The sequence below is a fragment of the Psychrobacter submarinus genome (assembly GCF_904846685.1).
Classification (GTDB): domain Bacteria; phylum Pseudomonadota; class Gammaproteobacteria; order Pseudomonadales; family Moraxellaceae; genus Psychrobacter; species Psychrobacter submarinus.
Map to the genome: position 1 here is coordinate 865620 of NZ_CAJHBQ010000001.1, position 18536 is coordinate 884155.

The 18536-nt window shown below is 43.5% G+C and carries 14 protein-coding genes; 6 read left to right on the plus strand and 8 right to left on the minus strand.

Annotated features, from left to right (window positions below; translation table 11 throughout):
• Nucleotides 1–169: 169 nt before the first annotated feature.
• Entirely contained in the window at nt 170–694 is a 525-nt protein-coding gene (locus JMY03_RS03940) for a YceI family protein (protein ID WP_201601242.1), read from the plus strand.
• Nucleotides 695–1192: 498 nt separating this feature from the next.
• On the opposite strand, the gene JMY03_RS03945 is transcribed toward JMY03_RS03940, so the two are convergent.
• The 3 genes from JMY03_RS03945 to serS all read right to left on the minus strand — a co-directional run bounded on the left by JMY03_RS03945 (nt 1193) and on the right by serS (nt 6423).
• A complete protein-coding gene (locus JMY03_RS03945) occupies nt 1193–1513 on the minus strand; it encodes a hypothetical protein (RefSeq protein ID WP_201601245.1) in 321 nt (106 codons plus the stop codon).
• 1075 nt (nt 1514–2588) lie between these two features.
• The gene (gene tkt, locus JMY03_RS03950) at nt 2589–4586 is read right to left on the minus strand and encodes a transketolase (protein WP_201601248.1); all 1998 of its coding nucleotides are present in this window, start codon (nt 4584–4586) and stop codon (nt 2589–2591) included.
• Nucleotides 4587–5136: 550 nt separating this feature from the next.
• Nucleotides 5137–6423, minus strand: a complete 1287-nt coding sequence (serS, locus tag JMY03_RS03955; RefSeq protein ID WP_201601251.1) for a serine--tRNA ligase — start codon at nt 6421–6423, stop codon at nt 5137–5139.
• 241 nt (nt 6424–6664) lie between these two features.
• Here serS and JMY03_RS03960 point away from each other — a divergent pair, with 241 nt between their 5' ends.
• Entirely contained in the window at nt 6665–7324 is a 660-nt protein-coding gene (locus JMY03_RS03960; RefSeq protein WP_025643833.1) for a YcxB family protein, read from the plus strand.
• 303 nt (nt 7325–7627) lie between these two features.
• Nucleotides 7628–8116, plus strand: a complete 489-nt coding sequence (locus JMY03_RS03965) for a Dps family protein (protein ID WP_201601255.1) — start codon at nt 7628–7630, stop codon at nt 8114–8116.
• A 126-nt stretch (nt 8117–8242) separates the two neighbouring features.
• Here the strand turns inward: JMY03_RS03965 and JMY03_RS03970 are convergent, their stop codons facing one another.
• From JMY03_RS03970 to JMY03_RS03980, 3 genes are all read right to left on the minus strand, one after another.
• On the minus strand, nt 8243–8986 hold the full coding sequence (locus JMY03_RS03970) for a DUF2057 family protein (RefSeq protein WP_201601258.1): 744 nt from the start codon (nt 8984–8986) through the stop codon (nt 8243–8245).
• A gap of 89 nt (nt 8987–9075) precedes the next feature.
• Nucleotides 9076–9879, minus strand: a complete 804-nt coding sequence (hda, locus tag JMY03_RS03975; protein ID WP_201601261.1) for a DnaA regulatory inactivator Hda — start codon at nt 9877–9879, stop codon at nt 9076–9078.
• 166 nt (nt 9880–10045) lie between these two features.
• A complete protein-coding gene (locus tag JMY03_RS03980; RefSeq protein WP_201601264.1) occupies nt 10046–11152 on the minus strand; it encodes an AI-2E family transporter in 1107 nt (368 codons plus the stop codon).
• Nucleotides 11153–11463: 311 nt separating this feature from the next.
• Here JMY03_RS03980 and purM point away from each other — a divergent pair, with 311 nt between their 5' ends.
• Nucleotides 11464–12513, plus strand: a complete 1050-nt coding sequence (gene purM, locus JMY03_RS03985; protein ID WP_201559289.1) for a phosphoribosylformylglycinamidine cyclo-ligase — start codon at nt 11464–11466, stop codon at nt 12511–12513.
• The gene (purN, locus tag JMY03_RS03990) at nt 12513–13211 is read left to right on the plus strand and encodes a phosphoribosylglycinamide formyltransferase (protein ID WP_201601267.1); all 699 of its coding nucleotides are present in this window, start codon (nt 12513–12515) and stop codon (nt 13209–13211) included. Before purM ends, purN begins: the two co-directional genes overlap by 1 nt.
• A 135-nt stretch (nt 13212–13346) precedes the next feature.
• Here purN and JMY03_RS03995 read toward each other — a convergent pair whose 3' ends face one another.
• Together JMY03_RS03995 and JMY03_RS04000 are read right to left on the minus strand one after the other, a co-directional pair.
• Nucleotides 13347–14726, minus strand: a complete 1380-nt coding sequence (locus tag JMY03_RS03995) for an NAD-dependent succinate-semialdehyde dehydrogenase (protein ID WP_201601270.1) — start codon at nt 14724–14726, stop codon at nt 13347–13349.
• A 451-nt stretch (nt 14727–15177) separates the two neighbouring features.
• Nucleotides 15178–16167: a LysR family transcriptional regulator gene (locus tag JMY03_RS04000; RefSeq protein ID WP_025643854.1), complete on the minus strand. Its 990-nt coding sequence runs from the start codon at nt 16165–16167 to the stop codon at nt 15178–15180.
• Between the two features lie 671 nt (nt 16168–16838).
• Here JMY03_RS04000 and JMY03_RS04005 point away from each other — a divergent pair.
• Complete coding sequence (locus tag JMY03_RS04005; protein ID WP_201601272.1) at nt 16839–18428, plus strand: isocitrate lyase; 1590 nt, start codon at nt 16839–16841, stop codon at nt 18426–18428.
• Nucleotides 18429–18536 lie beyond the last annotated feature (108 nt).

The following is an 18536-nucleotide window of genomic DNA, read 5'->3' on the forward strand; positions in this document are numbered from 1 at the left end:
GGCAAACAAGGAAAATAGCGCAGGTAATATCAAGATATTGACCAGTTATTTGACACCGTTTGCTAAAGATTTAGCCATTTTTAGCCCGTTTAGTCATAAACGCTTGAATTAGGGACACGCCCTACTAAAAACTGCGCTTAGCGCCAGCTTACTATTATCACTACCTGTGATGGCAGCAGTGCCGCAAAAATGGAAGTTAGATACCCCAAAAACCAAAGTCGACTTTGAGGTAGCATATTTAGGGAATGGTACGGTTGAAGGCCAGTTTCATAACATGGATGGTTCTATCAATTACGATGTAAACAACCCAACAAGTACTACCGTTAATTTTACTGTAAAAACGAGCAGTATTGATGCTGGTGGCAATTTGCGTAATGCCTTTTTGCGGCGCAAGGAGCTACTCAACACAGCTAAATACCCGACTATGAGATTTGTCTCCAAAAAGGTCAGCATGATTAATGCCAAAGAAGCGCATGTCACAGGCGACTTTACGGTTTTGGGAAAAACCAAACCTTTAACCGTAAAAGTAGTCTTATCTGATGTCAAAAAAGACCCCAAAACCGCGCGTCCGTTTTTAAACTTTCAAGCTATTGGTAAAGTGAATCGCCTCAATTATGGCGTGACCGCCTTCCCAAATATGGTGGGTACAGTCATTCCGATTAACATCACAGGACAGCTTGTAGCGGCAAACTAAAGGGAATACAGCGACTGTAATATTTATGACGCTTTGACTTAAGCATAAAAACCCAGCGCCAAACGTTTGTTATTGACGTTTTACGCCGGATTTTAGTTTGATTGCTAATGAGTATGTATTATCTATACCCTGTTCTAATAGCAATAGATAAGTAGGGCGTGTTGAACATTCGACCATGGCACTGACAGAGACTATTTTTTAGCTGATTTGCAGATAAAAATGGTAAGTTTAGTCGTTCTAAGCGTCTATTTTTATCAATAAAGCGGCAAAAAATAGTCCTGTCCCTGTTGTTGTCGTGAGGGCTGATGCTAAAATCGCCCTAGTCGTTGCGACTGTTTAAATAAAATCAGCTAGCCAATGCAATAAGCATTACCTGCAATTTTAACGACGACTAGAACTATTTTAGCTATCAGCAGTGCGCATTTGTGAATGTTCAACACGCCCTAGTAAAAGACCTAACGATTACAGTAATTGTCAGGTCTTTTTAATACTGCCTTGTTAGTACTGCCAAGGCTGATCCTGTTCGATACCGGCTTTATCTATTTTATTTCTTTTTTTCTGAATCTTAGTATCTATTTTTTCTTGCTTTTTTAACGCTTTTTGATTGATATCATCTATCAAGCCTTGGATCTTCTTATCCACTTTGTCTTGCTCTTTTTGACGGACCTTATCAACTTTAGCTAACTCTTTTTGACGCGCTTTATCTATTTTATCTTGCTCTTTTTGACGCAGTTTATTGAGCTTACTCAGCTGCTTTTTTGCCTTTTTACTTAAGGTAATATCATCTTTCGCTTGGTTATTAGCAGATTTATTCGACATAATAGCTCTCCTTTATCAGATTATATAAACTCTCTTTGTACTTGATAATGCTTACACTCGATAGTAAGTCAGTATCCCTGCCTAATCAACGCGTCACTACAAAACAGGTACACGCCCTTAATCTGTCTGTAGATCGGCCAGGCAGGACAGTTAAGGGGCTGTGTCCACCGCTGAGCGTTGATTAGGCAGGATACGGTGACACTTATCGAGTGTGGCGTATCGAAACACAAGAAAGTTGCTATAATCTGATGGAAGCTATTATGTCAATCTTAGCAACAATAATATTACCTGTAAAAAGACAAGCTAATAAACTCAAATAAATTTGCGTCAAAAACAGATAAAAAAACAGATAAAGCACGTCAAATTGTAAGTGATAGATCCGTCGTAGGAATGTAAAAGAAGATCAAGGCTTGATAGACCAATATCAATCAAAAACGTTAAGAAAATAGATGCATAAGATTCAGAAAAAAAAAAAATGAATAAAGCCGGTATCAGGCACAGAGTCAGCATGGCAATACCAGCTGGGCGACGAACGACAATTACCAATCGATTGGGCGTGTTGGACATTCACAAATGCGCACTGCTACTAATCAAAGCTGTGTTCTAGTCGTCGTTAAAATTGCAGATAATGCTTATTTGCATTGGCTAGTATTTTATTTAAACAGTCATAATAAAGTGACAGCATCCTTCTTTTAATAACAGGGACAGGACTATTTTTTGCCGCTTTATTGATAAAAATAGACGCTTAGAATGACTAAACTTACCATTTTTATCTGCAAATCGCCTAAAAAATAGTCTCTGTCAGTGCCATGGTCGAATGTTCAACACGCCCTAATCTCAATACACTAAATTAGGGAAAAATAGCCTCTAGATGTGAGCATTTTAATAATCGTGAAATATGCGAGACATGGCTCAGTTTTCTTTAAAAGCTTATGCGCGCCTCGTCCCTCGGCAAAAACGAAGCAATAAAAAGAGCCACCAGAATTGTCTGGTAGCTCTTCTTCGCACAATATTATTAACTCAACTATAAACCATAGCTAAGTGCTGGGCTAAAGCTAAAGCCCCAGCCTACAAATTAAACCAAACTATTTACCGCTTCAACCACCGCCTCGCTTGTGATACCAAACTCTTTGTACAAGTCGCTAGCAGGCGCTGACTCACCATAAGTTGTCATGCCGATGACTTTGCCATCAAGGCCAACGAACTTATACCAGTAGTCCACATGCGCTGCTTCGACTGCGACACGGGCACGGATATCGGCAGGTAGTACTGAATCACGGTAGCTGGCATCTTGCTCCATAAAGATCTCAGCACACGGCATAGAGACCACGCGCACGCCTACACTGTTTTCGCTAAGTGTCTTGTATGCTTGCATCGCAAGGCCGACTTCTGAACCGGTAGCGATGATAATGGCTTGCAGCTCGCCTTGCTCTTTCGCTAGTACATAACCACCTTTAGCAATATTAGCGACTTGGCTTGTATCACGCGCTTGATGCGGCAAGCCTTGACGGCTAAAGATAAGCGCTGATGGGTTGTTTTCAGACTTAATCGCCTCAACCCAAGCACTTGCAGATTCAGTCGCGTCACACGGACGCCATGTGCGCAAGTTTGGCGTAGTACGCAGACTCGTCAATTGCTCAACAGGCTGATGCGTTGGACCATCTTCACCCAGACCGATAGAGTCATGCGTATAGACATGAATGACACGCTGTTTCATTAATGCGCCCATACGCACTGCATTACGCGCGTACTCCATAAACATCAGGAAGGTCGCAACATAAGGGATAAAGCCGCCATGTAGCGCGATACCATTAGCAATCGCGGTCATACCGAACTCACGTACGCCGTAGTAAATATAGTTACCGTCAGCGTCGGTTTCGATACCCTTGGCGTCTTTGAAAAGGGTTAAGTTTGAGCCAGCCAGATCCGCTGAACCACCCATGATTTCAGGTAGCAAAGGCTGTAGCGCATTGATCGCGTTTTGACTGGCTTTACGACTGGCGACATCACCGCCTGCTTCTTGAGTTTGCTGGATATAGTCTTTTGCTTGAGCCTCAAAGTCGCTTGGTAGCTCGCCATTTAGACGGCGCATCAGCTCTTCTGCAAGCTCTGGATAGGCTTTTTTATAGCCCTCAAAAGTCGCGTTCCAGTTCTTTTGCATGACATCGCCTTTGGCCTTACCATCCCATGCTTCATAGATCTCATCATCTAACTCAAATGGCGCGTGTTTCCATGCCAGCTCATCACGAGTTAGCGCGATTTCATCATCACCAAGTGGCGCGCCGTGGCTAGAAGCTTTGCCTTGCTTGTTTGGGCTACCTGCACCAATAGTGGTTTTGCAGATGATTAAGCTTGGACGAGTCGTCTCATTGATCGCTTGCTCGGTCGCTTGAGTAATGGCGTCGGTATCATGACCATCGACTTTGATCACCTGCCAGCCGTAGCTCTCAAAGCGCATTTGTGTATCATCGGTGAACCAGCCTTCGACGTCGCCATCGATAGAGATGCCATTATCATCATAGAAGAATACTAGTTTACCCAGCTCTAACGTTCCTGCAAGCGAGCAGACTTCATGGCTAATGCCTTCCATTAAGCAGCCATCGCCTAAGAACGCATAAGTATGATGGTCGATAACTTCATGACCGTCACGGTTGAACTGCGCGGCAAGCGTTTTTTCGGCGATAGCAAAACCTACCGCATTAGCGATACCTTGGCCTAGTGGACCTGTCGTCGTTTCCACACCAGGGGTATAACCCAGCTCTGGGTGACCTGGCGTCTTTGAATGCAGCTGGCGAAAGCCTTTTAGATCGTCAACGCTGACGTCATACCCTGAAAGATGCAATAATGAATAAATAAGCATCGAGCCATGACCGTTTGATAATACAAAGCGGTCACGGTTATGCCAGTTAGGATCAGCAGGGTTATGCTTCAAAAACTTGCGCCATAACACTTCAGCGATATCGGCCATACCCATCGGCGCGCCGGGGTGGCCTGAGTTGGCTTTTTGTACCGCGTCAAACGAGAGCACACGAATAGCATTAGCAAGTTTACGTTCATTAATTGGGGTAGGCATAGCAGGTCCTAATATTCGGATGATAAGTCAAGAAGACAAAAGGAAAAGCGATTGAGTAATAAGACTAGAGCGTAATAACTACGCGCGCTCGATAATTAGGACGTGTTGAACATTCGCAAATAGGCACTGCTGATCGCTAAAATTGTTCCAGACAAGGCACAAAGCGACGATAATGCAGATGCCTTAGCGAGATTTGTAACGCAGTATGGGGCAATTTTAGCATCAGCCCTCACGACAACAACAGGGACAGGACTCTTTTTTGCCGCTTCATCGTTAAAAATAAGCGCTTAGAATGACTAAACTTATTATTTTTAACATCGAATCGCCTAAAAAATAGTCGCTGTCAGTGCCATGGTCGAATGTTCAACACGCCCTAGATAAATAACAAGATATTTAAGTCAGGGGCAATATTAACATATTTGCGATAATCCTAGCTAAAAATGCGCTGACAGGAGCGTTTGCATTTCGCAATCACTCCTATTGGTTTTATTAAATGACAGACATGTAGATACATGAATAGGCAGAATCGATAGATAGGATAAAGCGCTACTTATACTGCAATCGTCTCAGCACCGCCCATAAATGGACGCAATACTTCAGGAATCGTAATGCTGCCATCAGCGTTTTGATGATTTTCCATTACCGCGAGCAAAGTACGCCCTACTGCTAGACCTGAGCCATTTAGGGTATGTGCCAGACTGGTTTGCTTACCGTCTTTAACCCGCGTGCCCATACGGCGTGCTTGGAAGTCGCCGCAGTTTGAGCAGCTGGAGATTTCACGGTAGGTCTCTTGGCTCGGTAGCCACACTTCGATGTCATAAGTCTTTTGCGCGGCAAAGCCCATATCGCCGGTACATAGCATAACGGTGCGGTACGGCAAATTGAGCTGCTGCAAGATATATTCTGCTTGTCCCGTCATCGCCTCTAGCAGCTCATCTGATTGCTCGGAGGTGGCGATATTGACCATCTCAACCTTTTCAAACTGATGCTGACGGATCAGGCCGCGTGTGTCGCGCCCGTGCGAGCCGGCTTCACTACGAAAGCACGGCGTGTGCGCGGTGAACTTAAGCGGCAGCTCTTTAACATCCAAACGCTCACCGCGTACTAGATTAGTCATTGGCACCTCAGCGGTCGGAATCAAGTAAAAGTCGGTGCCGTCGTTATTAGTATGGTTAGTCAATTTAAACAGATCATCTTCAAACTTGGGCAACTGACCTGTGCCTTTTAGGCTCTCAGAATTGACAATATAAGGTACATAAGTCTCAAGATAACCGTACTTAATAGTATGAGTGTTCAGCATAAACTGAATCAGCGCGCGATGCAGCTGCGCCAATTGACCTTTTAGCACATTAAAGCGGCTACCTGTTAGCTTCGCAGCAGCTTCAAAATCAAGCATCCCTAATGTCTCACCGATATGGGTATGATCCTGTATTTCAAAATTAAACTCACGCGGGCTACCCCAGCGGCGTACTTCTACATTATCGTCCTCTGACTCCCCTACTGGCACATCGCTAGCTGGAAGATTAGGGATTTGTAGCGCCGCTTGATTGATGCGCTCTTGCAAAGTACGTAGCTCATCTTCTGCCGTTTTTATCTCACCACTGACGCTTTGCATCTCAGCAAGTAGCGAGCTTGCATCTTCACCGGCCTTTTTGAGCGCGCCGACTTGTTTGGCTCCCGCATTGCGGCGCGATTGCAGCTCTTCTGTTTTGACCTGCAAAAACTTACGCTCTGACTCAATCGTTTGCCAAAATTCTATATCTAGCGGATAACCACGCGTGGTCAATTGCTGCTGTAAATCAGTTAAGTCACCGCGTAAAAGTTTGGGGTCTATCATAAGAATTGCCTGTCGCGCTATAAGTTAGATGAGTAAAACTAAATGGTTGCTATGATACCAAGACACAGCGGATTTGACCACGTTTTCGCATAGTTTTGCAACAGATAACGATAGATAGGCGAATCTATTTCTTTTATAGGCGCTTTTCGGTAAGATAAGCACCTACCGATATCCTTCTTTAGCCCATTATAGTGTGCCAAAGTCGTCTAACACTTTTTATCTGAGTATCTGAGAACCTTTTATGGCCCTGTATCCCTATACGCTGCAACCTATCGCCCTCAACTTGACGGAAGCTGAATTTCAGCAAGCCCAATACGAGCTATTTACTAATGCAAGCCCCTCTTTTGGTCTAAAAAGTCTAAAAATGAAAGAGTGGATCATCATAGGGATAGTCGTCCTCCTAGCCATCGCTGGACTGGTCTTTTTGACGGGCTACTCAACGATTATTTTTTGGCTAATGCTAGTATCCGTAGTCATCTATTTGTTGGTTCGGACCCTTGGCTTTAAATGGTACGTCAAAAAAGAGTTTGAAAAACAAGTGTCGGGGCAAGAGATGCCTGATGAGATGCGCCAAATCAAGCTTGGCGTACAAAAGCATGGCCTAGTGATGGCGATGCCTGCCAATCAGCCTGATCTGATGCAAAACCCGCAAATGCGCGGTATGCAAATGCGTGCCGGCGCAACTCAGCAAGCAGTGATACCTTGGAGCGCGGTCAAGAGCTGGGATGAGACTGATGACTATATCTTTATGATGTTTGAGATGAAAGGTCAGCAAGGCAGTCAAATTATACCTAAGCGCTTAACTACGCAAAAATTCCCTATCGATACGGTACGTCAACATCTACAAGAAGTCGTTCCTATTCGCGGTCTAAACCCCGAGAGCTTACAGCCTCCTGCTTAGCGCATTAGCTGCACTAGTTAAAGCTGTTAGTAGTTATCACTTTTCCATGTTTTATAAAACTCATCATATTGGTTTATTTAATTCAATTAACCTAACCACCTACCTTTGCTATGATAGCAGTCATTAAAGAGGCAGGAGCTAGCAGACGGGTTTTGCTACTGTCTGCTTAATAAGATAAAATAATTTTGATTAAAATGTAAAAAATAGTCACCAATATTTTTAATCGTACTTTAATTACAGTTTTTTTAGCATAGTCTTTAAATACAGTTTTTAAATTAACACTCACATTAAAAGGATAATATTATGAGTAATCAAGATAACACTACTAATCAGATTGGCCTAGAAAGAGCAGATATGAGCGCTGTCGTTGAAAAGCTTAACAGCTTACTATCGAGCTATCATATGTTTTATATCAACGTACGCGGCTATCACTGGAACGTTAAAGGCGAGCACTTCTTTTCATTGCATGAGCAGTTTGAAGAGCTGTACACTAACTTGCAAGTAGAGATCGATGAGATTGCCGAGCGCATTCTAACTCTAGGTAAAACGCCACTACATGCTTATAGCGACTTTGCTCAGCATACTAGCATCAAAGAAGACAAAAACGTCCATGATGGTAATAGCTGCGTCAAAGGTGTAGTTACAGGTTTACAGACGCTTATCGAAGAGCAGCGTAAAGTATCAGCTCTAGCGGAAGAAGCGGAAGACCAAGGTACTGCTGACTTGCTTGATGAGTATGTGCAGCAGCAAGAGAAGCTAGTATGGATGTATAACGCATTTTTAGGAAAATAGCATTATATAAGTCGTGTTTAGTAATCAGTTATGCACAAAAAAGCACCTATAGAATTAGGTGCTTTTTTTATATCTAAATTTTGGCACAATGATTGCTATCTACAGTAGCTTACTGATTATAATAGCCTATTCTTGTACCCATTGGCGTATTTTTGCGCGCTCGTTTGGCGTTGCTTGTAACCAAAGCTGCATAAAGCTATCTAGAGTATTGGTGCTTTGCACTGATGCCGCTTTTGTAGTGGGTGCTACGCTATAAGTACTCGTGGCTAGCGTAGTTCCTGTAGTCGCCCTTGTCGGTTGTGGCTGAACTGCCGGTGCAGGTGATGGCTGGTCAATAGCAGCGATAGCGCGTTGGTTTTGCATCTGCGCATCTTCGCCACCGCCAAATACGCCGCCAATCGCTTTACTCAACCCAGAGAAAATTCCGCCACTGTTGCCAGCTACGCTTTGTTGACTGGCGATAATGGTATTGTTTTGCTGCACAGCAAGCGTTGGCTGTTTTGCATACTCTTTAGCAGCTTTATAATCCTCTGGCTGGTTTGGCATAACCAAACGATAGGTCTGATTGTCCGCCATTTCAGCGACAACACTGACGTTACCCGAACGCAGATAGTCATGCTCATCACGAGGAAGATTATACAGACGATCGTATTTGGCTGTTATCGCATGCTTACCCGGCTGTAGCGTGAAGCTTTTAATCAATGGCTGAAAGATACTTTGAGAAATCTCTTGCCCATTAATCGCGGTAACCTTGATATTGTCATCCACGAGCAGCGTCACGTCGGCATGCGTTAGCATAGATACTGAGCTTGCGGCCATCAGTAACGTACCGACGGATAGTTTTTTGTATAAAGAGGCTGAGAGTGTCATAAGATATCCTATCGATAGTAAAATTATTTTATAAAATACAATACTGTGTGCAATAAACTGTTTTGTGCAATAAAAATATGAGTATAAGGTTAAAAGTCGAGTGGCATCGTCTGATTGTCATCGATCGCCGCTTGACTATCGACTTGGGTTTCTTGACTGATATCCGCCAGCTCAGCGGCTAAGGTCTGCTCATCGATCGTACGCAGAGCATCGCTGATGACTGCTTTTGAGATATTACTGCGGCCTAAGTTTGAAAACATAGGCTGTATGTAATTGAGCACTTCCATCATCGCCCCAATACGATGCGGACCTTCTGTGAGCAAATGAGTCAAAATACGCTCATCAAACTGCCAACCGCGCCGGCGCAAGATAGATTCTAGCAGCGCTTGACGATCGACTAACTTATGGCCATCAGGGACCTTGAAGCTTGGCGCCTGCGACAACCTAGTGAGTAGATCGGTCAGCTGAAATGGCAGCATGCTTGCAGATTTGTTAGCAGCAAATAATAGCTGACGTTGGCCCTCTCGGCTGCGATTGATCAGATGAAACAAAGCCTCTTGCCACTGAGTACTATGCTCTAGAACATCCAAATCATCAATAGCGATAACATCAAAGTTCTCTAGCGAAGATAGGACATTGACATCGGTATTGACTAGCTCATTGAGCGAAAGGCAAATGGCTGATTTATCGATATCGATAAACGACTCGCAGATAGCAGATAATAAATGGGACTTGCCAGTAGCAGGGCTGCCAAATAGGTACAACTGACCTATCAGGCCGACATGAAGCTGCCGCACTGCATCGATGATAGACATCCAACCGGGACCTGAAAAGTCGCTGAGACTCGCATCATGCTTTATGTCCAGATTGAGACTTAGCTGTGCTTGCGCCATAGATCGTCAACTTAGTTTGGATAACACGGTAAAACGGTATTGAGAAACCATATCTTCTAAAATTGTGTTATAAACACTGCGCCTATATATACCATACTTCTAAAATGACTGACAAGTGCTTTACTCTTTTTAGCCATAGCAAAGAAGGATATGTTCTCAAATAAGATCATTCTTTTTTGAATAGATCCAACTGAACGCGGCCTTTATAAAAGTCAGTCGAGCGATAATAAGCATAGAGATGCCTAAATAGCACATTGATTACCGCTGATACGGGTAGCGCAATAAGCATACCAACGAAGCCTAATAGGCTTGCCCCTGCCAACACCGCAAAGATGACCCATAGCGGCGATAGACCGATTTTGTCCCCTAGTAGTAGCGGCTGCAGCACATAACCTTCAGCGGCTTGACCGACCAAAAAGGCTCCCACAATCAACGAAAGATAGAACCAATCAAAGCCAAACTGAAATAGTCCCGCGATAATGGCAGCAATAAAGCCCAAACCAAAACCTAAATAGGGTACGAAGCTTGCGATACCAGCGACCATACCAATAGTGAGTCCCAGCTCCAAACCGATCAGCTGCAGCTGTATAGCATAAATAGCGCCTAGTAACACCATAACCAAAAGCTGTCCTTTAATAAACTCCATTAAAGCGCGATCACACTCCTTAGCAATAGTAATCACTTTTTTGCTATACCCTGCCGGTATGGCCATCTTCCAGTTATGAGTACGCTGCTCCCAATTGAATAAAAAGTAGAACGTCAAAATAGGTACCAACACAATCAAGCCGGCATTATTGACAAACCTCATCCCCGAAGAAAGAATTTGACTCATCCATGTGCTCGCATCAGAGATGTTGTAATGCGTCTGCATATAACTGACCAAGGTCTCAGAAAAGCCTTCGATCTGCAATGCCGGCAGTAGTATGTTGGTATTGCTCACAAACCAGTCGCGAACCACATCATTATACCAACTCAAAATCCTTGGTAGATACTCCCAAGCTGCCTGCAACTGGTGCCACAACGTCGGTATCAACCACCATAACAATAGCGCCATACCTACAGTAATCGTAGTATAAACGACGATAATCGCAATCCAGCGTCTAACGTATTTGCTCAGCCGCTTTACTAAAGGATTAAATAAATAGGCCAGTACAAAGGCGACAAAAAAAGGGATGATGACAGGCAGCATCAACTTTAATAAAAACAAGGCTATAATAATAATGACGACGATAAATAGACGTCGAAAAAAAGGATCTATAGGCTGGGATGTCATTATTAATGATCCTACAAGTAAGGGATGGTTAATGCGCTTATAAGCGATAAAAGCTAAGCAGTCTAATGATGAGAGTTTTTTTAGTAACTTCTAAAGACTAAGACTGACATTATCGCAAAGTAATCATAAAAAGCGGTGAGATTTTTGTATCGACCACTCTTTTACCACTTATTGCTGTTTTATAAGAAATATAAGGCTTTTATAGACAATATTAGCAAGTTACTTTGCGAGGATGAGCTATTATTGGGTATAATGCGCACACAAAAATTGTTTTATCTTATTTAGTTCCATACCCCAATTGTGAGATGACTATGAGTGACAAGCCCTCTTTAAGCTACAAAGATGCTGGCGTTGATATCGATGCTGGTGATGCGTTAGTCCAACGTATCAAGTCCGTGGCAAAAGCCACTACCCGTCCTGAAGTAGTTGGCGGGCTTGGTGGTTTTGGTGCCCTCTGCCGTATCCCTACTGGCTACACTTCACCACTACTCGTCTCAGGTACCGACGGCGTCGGCACTAAGCTCAAGCTGGCACTACAGCTTGATCGTCACGATACGATTGGTATTGATCTAGTCGCTATGTGCGTAAACGATCTACTCGTATGCGGGGCTGAGCCGTTATTCTTCTTGGACTATTACGCAACCGGCAAGCTCGATGTAGATACCGCAGCTACAGTCGTCAGCGGCATTGGCGAGGGCTGTAAGCTTGCTAACTGTGCTCTTATCGGTGGCGAGACTGCTGAGATGCCAGGTATGTATCAAGACGAAGATTATGATCTCGCAGGCTTCTGTGTCGGCGTTGTAGAAGAGGCAGAAGTCATCACCGGCAAAAACGTCAGCGAGGGCGATGTGCTCATTGCCCTAGCCTCAAGTGGCGCTCATTCCAATGGCTACTCGCTAGTGCGTAAAGTCATCGAAGTCAGCGGTGTTGATGTCACTACTAGCGATGAGACCCTTGATGACCAGCCTATCGCAGATGCGCTGATGGCGCCGACTCGTATCTATGTCAAAGCGATCAAAGCGCTGCAAGACACGCTTGGTAGCTCATCGCTGCACGCGATGTCACATATCACCGGCGGTGGTCTGACTGATAATTTACCACGTGTATTACCAGATCATCTTGCTGCTAGTATCGATACTACTAGCTGGCAATTCTCAGAGCTGTTTAACTGGCTACAAACTGAGGGCAATATTAGTCAGGCTGAGATGTATCGTACCTTTAACTGTGGCGTTGGTTTTGTGATTGTGGTGCCAGAACAGCAGGCTGATAAAGCTATTGAGATCTTAAACGACAATGGTGAACAAGCTTGGCAAATCGGCGAAATGGTCAGCCGCGAAGCTGACGCTGTGGTCTATCGTTAATGTCTAGCACTTCGTTAAAAAGCCGCGCCTCATCCATCAGTGAGCCATTACGAGTAGCCGTACTCGTCTCAGGTAGTGGTAGCAACTTACAAGTCTTAATAGATGCTATGCAGGCAGGCGAGCTACCGATAGAGATAGTTGGCGTTATCAGCAATCGCGAGGATGCTTATGCAATCACGCGTGCAACAGATGCCGATATCCCAGTCGTGGTATTGTCCCATGTGGCAAGTGGCAAACGCATGGGTATTAAGACTTTTGAGACGCATGCATCTGCGCAGCTACAAGACTGGCAACCTGACTTGATTGTATTAGCTGGCTTTATGCGGGTGCTGAGTAGCAATTTTATTCATCATGCTATCGCGCCAATGATTAACTTACATCCCTCATTGCTTCCTGCCTATAAAGGACTCGATACTCATCAAAGAGTGATTCAGGCAGGCGAGCGTCATCATGGCTGTAGTATCCATGTGGTCACCGCTGAGCTTGATGCGGGTGCTGTGTTGACTCGAGCGCTACTGGAAGTCAATTTGAAGGACACGGCTGATAGCTTACAAGTACGAGTACAAAAGCTTGAACATCAACTGCTGCCTTGGACGATTTTGCTGTTGGCTAAAGGCGTATTAACACTCAATACCGATTCATCAGATGATGCTAATTACTTGCCAGCGCTACCGTTAACATTGCACATCGACCAGTAAATGCAAGCTCTATCTTAAGATTTCTCAATTAGAAATAATGACACATAAAAAAGCCCAGTCACTCTATATATGAATGACTGGGCTTCATTTTATCTAGCGCTAAGTTTGTTTTAGCTATAAGATTTGTCTGTGCTCTTAGTTACTATGAACATGCAAACCTTTGATATTTACAAACTCTTTAATACCAAAGCCACCATGTTCACGGCCATGACCTGAGTTTTTTACGCCGCCGAACGGTAGTGCTGGATTTGCCAGACCGTAGCCATTGATATAGACCATACCCGTATCAAACTGCTCTCTTGCTAAACGGATGGCTTTATCTTCGTCTTTAGAGAAGATAGCGCCGCCTAAACCATAACGGCTATCATTAGCAATGCGCATGGCCTCATCTTGATCTTTTGCTCGAATCAATGAGGCTACTGGGCCAAATAACTCATCATCATAGGCTGGTTGTCCCTCGGAGACATTTTCCAAAATCGTAGCGGGATAAAAGTTACCTTTACCTTCAGGTAATTTACCGCCGACTGAAATTGTCGCGCCTTTTTTAACACTTTCTTCAACTTGCTCGTGTAACTTCTCTTGCAAGTCTTTACGTGCTAATGGACCGATATCAGAGCTGTCATCCATAGGATCACCAGCTTTGCTATTCGAGAACTTCTCAACAATACGATCACGGAACTCATCATATAAGCTATCAACAACGATAAAACGCTTCGCTGCAACACAAGTTTCACCGTTATTGATTAAACGCGCTTGCGTACAAGTCTCTACGGCAAGGTCCAAATCAGCGTCTTCGAGTACAATAAAGGCATCATTCGAGCCAAGCTCTAGTACGACTTTTTTGAGGACTTTAGCCGCTTGTTGACCAACGATCTTACCTGCTCCATCACTACCAGTGAGCGTAACACCGCGCACTTTATCATTACCGATAAGCTTTTCTGATTGATCATGATCGATCAAGATTGTACGGAATAGATCATTTGGTAGATCGGACTCATGGAAGATTTTTTCTATTAATAATCCAGAGCCTGTCACATTGGCAGCATGCTTTAATAAAACACTGTTACCGGCCATCAAATTAGCAATGGCATAGCGAAAGACTTGGTATGCTGGAAAGTTCCATGGCTGCATACCGTAGATAACACCAATGGGCTGATAAGTGACAATGCCTTTTTTCATATTTTCGATATCGCGCTCATCGTCAGCTAATGCAGTGACCCCTTTTTCGGCAGTATAGTCACAAATCCCTTTACATAGATCTACTTCACTCAAACTTTGGTCATAAAGCTTACCACGCTCTTCAGTCATTAGTTTTGACAACTCTTCCTTATACTTCACTAGTGTATCGCCAATAGACTTAATGACTTTAGCACGCTCTTCGTGACTCTTTTTACGCCATTCGAGAAAAGCTTCATGTGAGGCATCAACGATTTTGTTGACCTCATCATTAGTCATATAGTTATATTCTTTAATATCTTCGCCCGTTGTTGGGTTCACAGTAGTAATATCTGCCATGATTCACTATCCTTATTTTGTTATCGCGGTCTAGAAATATTCTTAGCTAAAAACTCTATATCAGCCAATGAACGTTAATCGATTATAAGATGGTCTAAAAAGCTACTTCTTAGTCAAGTCTTTTTCAAAATTAAGACTATAGAAGTCAAACCCTCAAACCTTATCTAATTGATGATTTTATAATAACAAATAATTGGCAGCGTAATTTTACAATATATAATGAAGTGTAATTTTGATGTTAACAATGTGACTGAAATATAAAGGCCTGCTTAATAAAGTCTATTAAGTAGACCTAAACTATCAGCGGGCTAATCAGTAGCATAATTCGTCTGTAATGCAATGATACGCATAAAAAAGACCAATATGCGAATTGGCCTTGAAAGCACTTTAATAGCACTTCCATAGTACTGTAACGGCAGATGGCTATTAGGTAATAAAACAGCTTATCTCATTAGAACAACTGAGTAATCACTGGAATATCTTGCTGTTGATCCTCTTCGTCTGCCACGACTTGCCGAGCGACATGCATAATCAGTTGTCGCAACCAGCGATGCGCTGGGTGATGCTGCAGTAGTGGTGACCATGCCATCGTCAGCTCAAATTCAGGAATGAAAAAAGGGGGCTCTTTCATGACGATACTATCATTGGTCGCTTGCATGCGTGCAACTCGCGTTGGCAGTGTCGCAATCAAGTCCTTATTAGCAGCGAGCATCGCTGGCATCTGATAATGACGAGTAAAGACGCTTATCTGACGTTTTTGTCCTAAGCGCTGCAAGGCTTGATCAATGGAGCCAAGGCCGCCCGATTTTTCTGGATTGACCCCAAACCCAACACCCATACCTGTCTTGGATACCCAAACATGCTGACCTTTGAGGTAGTTTTTAAGATTGAAGCGATTGACATAAGGGCTATCGGCAGATAGTAGGCAGCTAAAAGTATCGCGCCATACTAGTACTTGGTGAAAGCTTTGCGGTATCTCATTAAAGCGGTTAATCGCCAGATCGACTCGCCCTTGCTCCATATCACGATAAGACACATCTGATGGGGTTAAAAAGTCCAAAATAACATTGGGCGCCTCAGAGCGCAGTGCCTTAACCAGTTTAGGAACCAAAGTCGCCTCTGCATAGTCGGAGGTCATAATCCGGAAAACACGGGAGGTGCTATAAGGACGAAACTCAGTACGCGGCTCAAGCACTTGTGTCAAATCAGCGAGTATCTCACGAATACGCGGCTGCAGCTCAAGCGCGCGCTCAGTCGGTGTCATACCTTCAGAAGAGCGCACCAATAGCGGATCATTGAATAGCTTACGCAGGCGACGCAAGATGTTACTCATAGCAGGCTGAGTGATACCCAATTGCTCAGCGGCGCGTGTGACATTCTTTTCTCGAAGCAATACATCTAAATGTACCAATAAATTTAAATCAACCCGCTGCAAATTCATATGTGTTTCTCTTCGCTTTATAATAAATGTCACTTAGCGTTAATAGCTGCATAATTACTATTTTTAAATACTGACGATTTTAAATACTGACGATAGACGGCTCTACTGTTCTCAAACGACCTAAAAACTACAATGTATCCAATGCTTATCTAAAAATCATTTAGTGACCGAGCCAGCTCAATATATTTATTTATAACTTACTGATTTTATTATACTATAGTTATAATAAATACCAAAGATAACTATCATAAATTAGATAAATTACACTAAACTGTCTATAGTAAGACTCAACGCTTAACTCGCAAGCCCGCTCTAAGCCGTGTTACTGGCGAATATTGTAACATCTCTGATGGATAACAAGTAGCTTCTGCGCTATCGCCTTATCGCTACTTGTTGATGATTGATTGACTCTTTTTCTGTCAATAATTTAAATCAAACACCTTGTATTTTGAAGCAGGTTTGTTTAGGGTAATAGTCCTCATATTTTAAGAAGACCAATGCCGGCTTTACTATGAAGTCATTTATAGGCCAACAAGACAGGCATTTAGTAGTCATTAATCAATCAGTATCAAAGTAGTCGTAATTCAATCGCAACTATAGTCCGGTATGATATTACTTGCGATAAGCTCTTATTTTACCTCGTTTTTTCCACCCCACCAAGGAGACAGTAAATGTCAACAACCTATAAGTCAGCTATCGATTTAGTACGTGAATTAAAGCAAAAGCACGGCAACTGGCAAAATATCAGCGAAACTGATGCAGCCCGTATGATGATTCAAAACCGTTTCAAAACTGGTTTAGATATCGCAAAGTACACCGCTAAAATCATGCGTCAAGATATGGCGGATTACGACAATGATACGTCTCAGTATACTCAGTCTTTAGGCGCTTGGCACGGTTTTGTTGCACAGCAAACGATGTACGCGAAGAAAAAATACTTCGGTACCACTTCAAAGACTTATATCTACCTATCTGGCTGGATGGTCGCTGCTCTACGCTCTGAGTTCGGTCCTCTACCTGACCAATCAATGCACGAAAAAACGTCAGTACCTAAGCTTATCGAAGAGATCTACACGTTCTTACGTCAAGCCGATGCTAAAGTACTAAACGATTACTTCCGTGAGCTAAACGCTGCTGAAGAAGCAGGTCAAGACACTAAAGCTATCTTAGAGAAAATCGAAAACTTCGACTCACACGTTGTGCCAATCATCGCTGATATCGATGCCGGTTTCGGTAACGAAGAAGCGACTTACTTGCTAACTAAGCAAATGATCGAAGCCGGTGCTTGTGCTATTCAGGTCGAAAACCAAGTATCTGACGCTAAGCAGTGTGGTCACCAAGCGGGTAAAGTAACCGTACCGCATGAAGACTATATCGCTAAGCTTAACGCTATTCGTTACGCTTTCTTAGAGCTCGGCGTTGAAGACGGCGTTATCGTTGCCCGTACTGATAGTGAAGGCGCATCACTTACTCAAAAGATCCCAGTATCAGAAGAGCCAGGCGATCTTGCTTCTAAATACATCGACTTCCTAGAAATGGAAGAAATAAGCATTGAAGACGCAAATGAGAACGATAGCCTACTTAAGCATAACGGCAAACTAGTACGTCCAGTACGTATGCCAAACGGCTTATATAGCTTCCGCGAAGACACTAACATCGACCGCGTTGTGCTTGACTGTGTAACCGCTCTAGAAAACGGTGCTGACCTACTATGGATCGAGACGCCGACTCCAGACGTAGCACACATCAAAATGATGGTAGATCGTATCAAAGAGCAACAGCCAAAAGCGAAGCTTGTATACAACAACAGCCCATCGTTCAACTGGACGCTGAACTTCCGTAAGCAAATCATCGCTAAGTGGGAAGAAGAAGGCAAAGACATCTCTAAGTACAACAAAGATGACTTAATGAGCAGCGACTATGATGGTACTGAGCTTGATCAAGCTGCTGACGAAGCTGCCAAGAACTTCCAGCGTGACGCCTCACGTGAAGCTGGTGTCTTCCATCACTTAATCACGCTACCTACTTATCACACCACTGCTCTAAGTGTGCATGAGCTAGCCAAAGGTTACTTCGGTGATGAAGGTATGCTTGCATATGCTGCTGGCGTACAGCGTAAAGAGATCCGTGAAGGCATCTCATGCGTGAAGCACCAAGCAATGGCCGGTTCTGACCTTGGCGATGATCATAAAGAGATCTTCTCAGGTGATAACGCGCTAAAAGCTGGTGGTGGCAAAAACACTATGAACCAGTTCAGCTAATCTCAAGCTAGATACTATGAACTACTCATAGCCATGTAAGCTTAAATAAAAGCCACTCTACACACTGTAGGGTGGCTTTTTTTATGGCTATATTTTACCTATGGCATT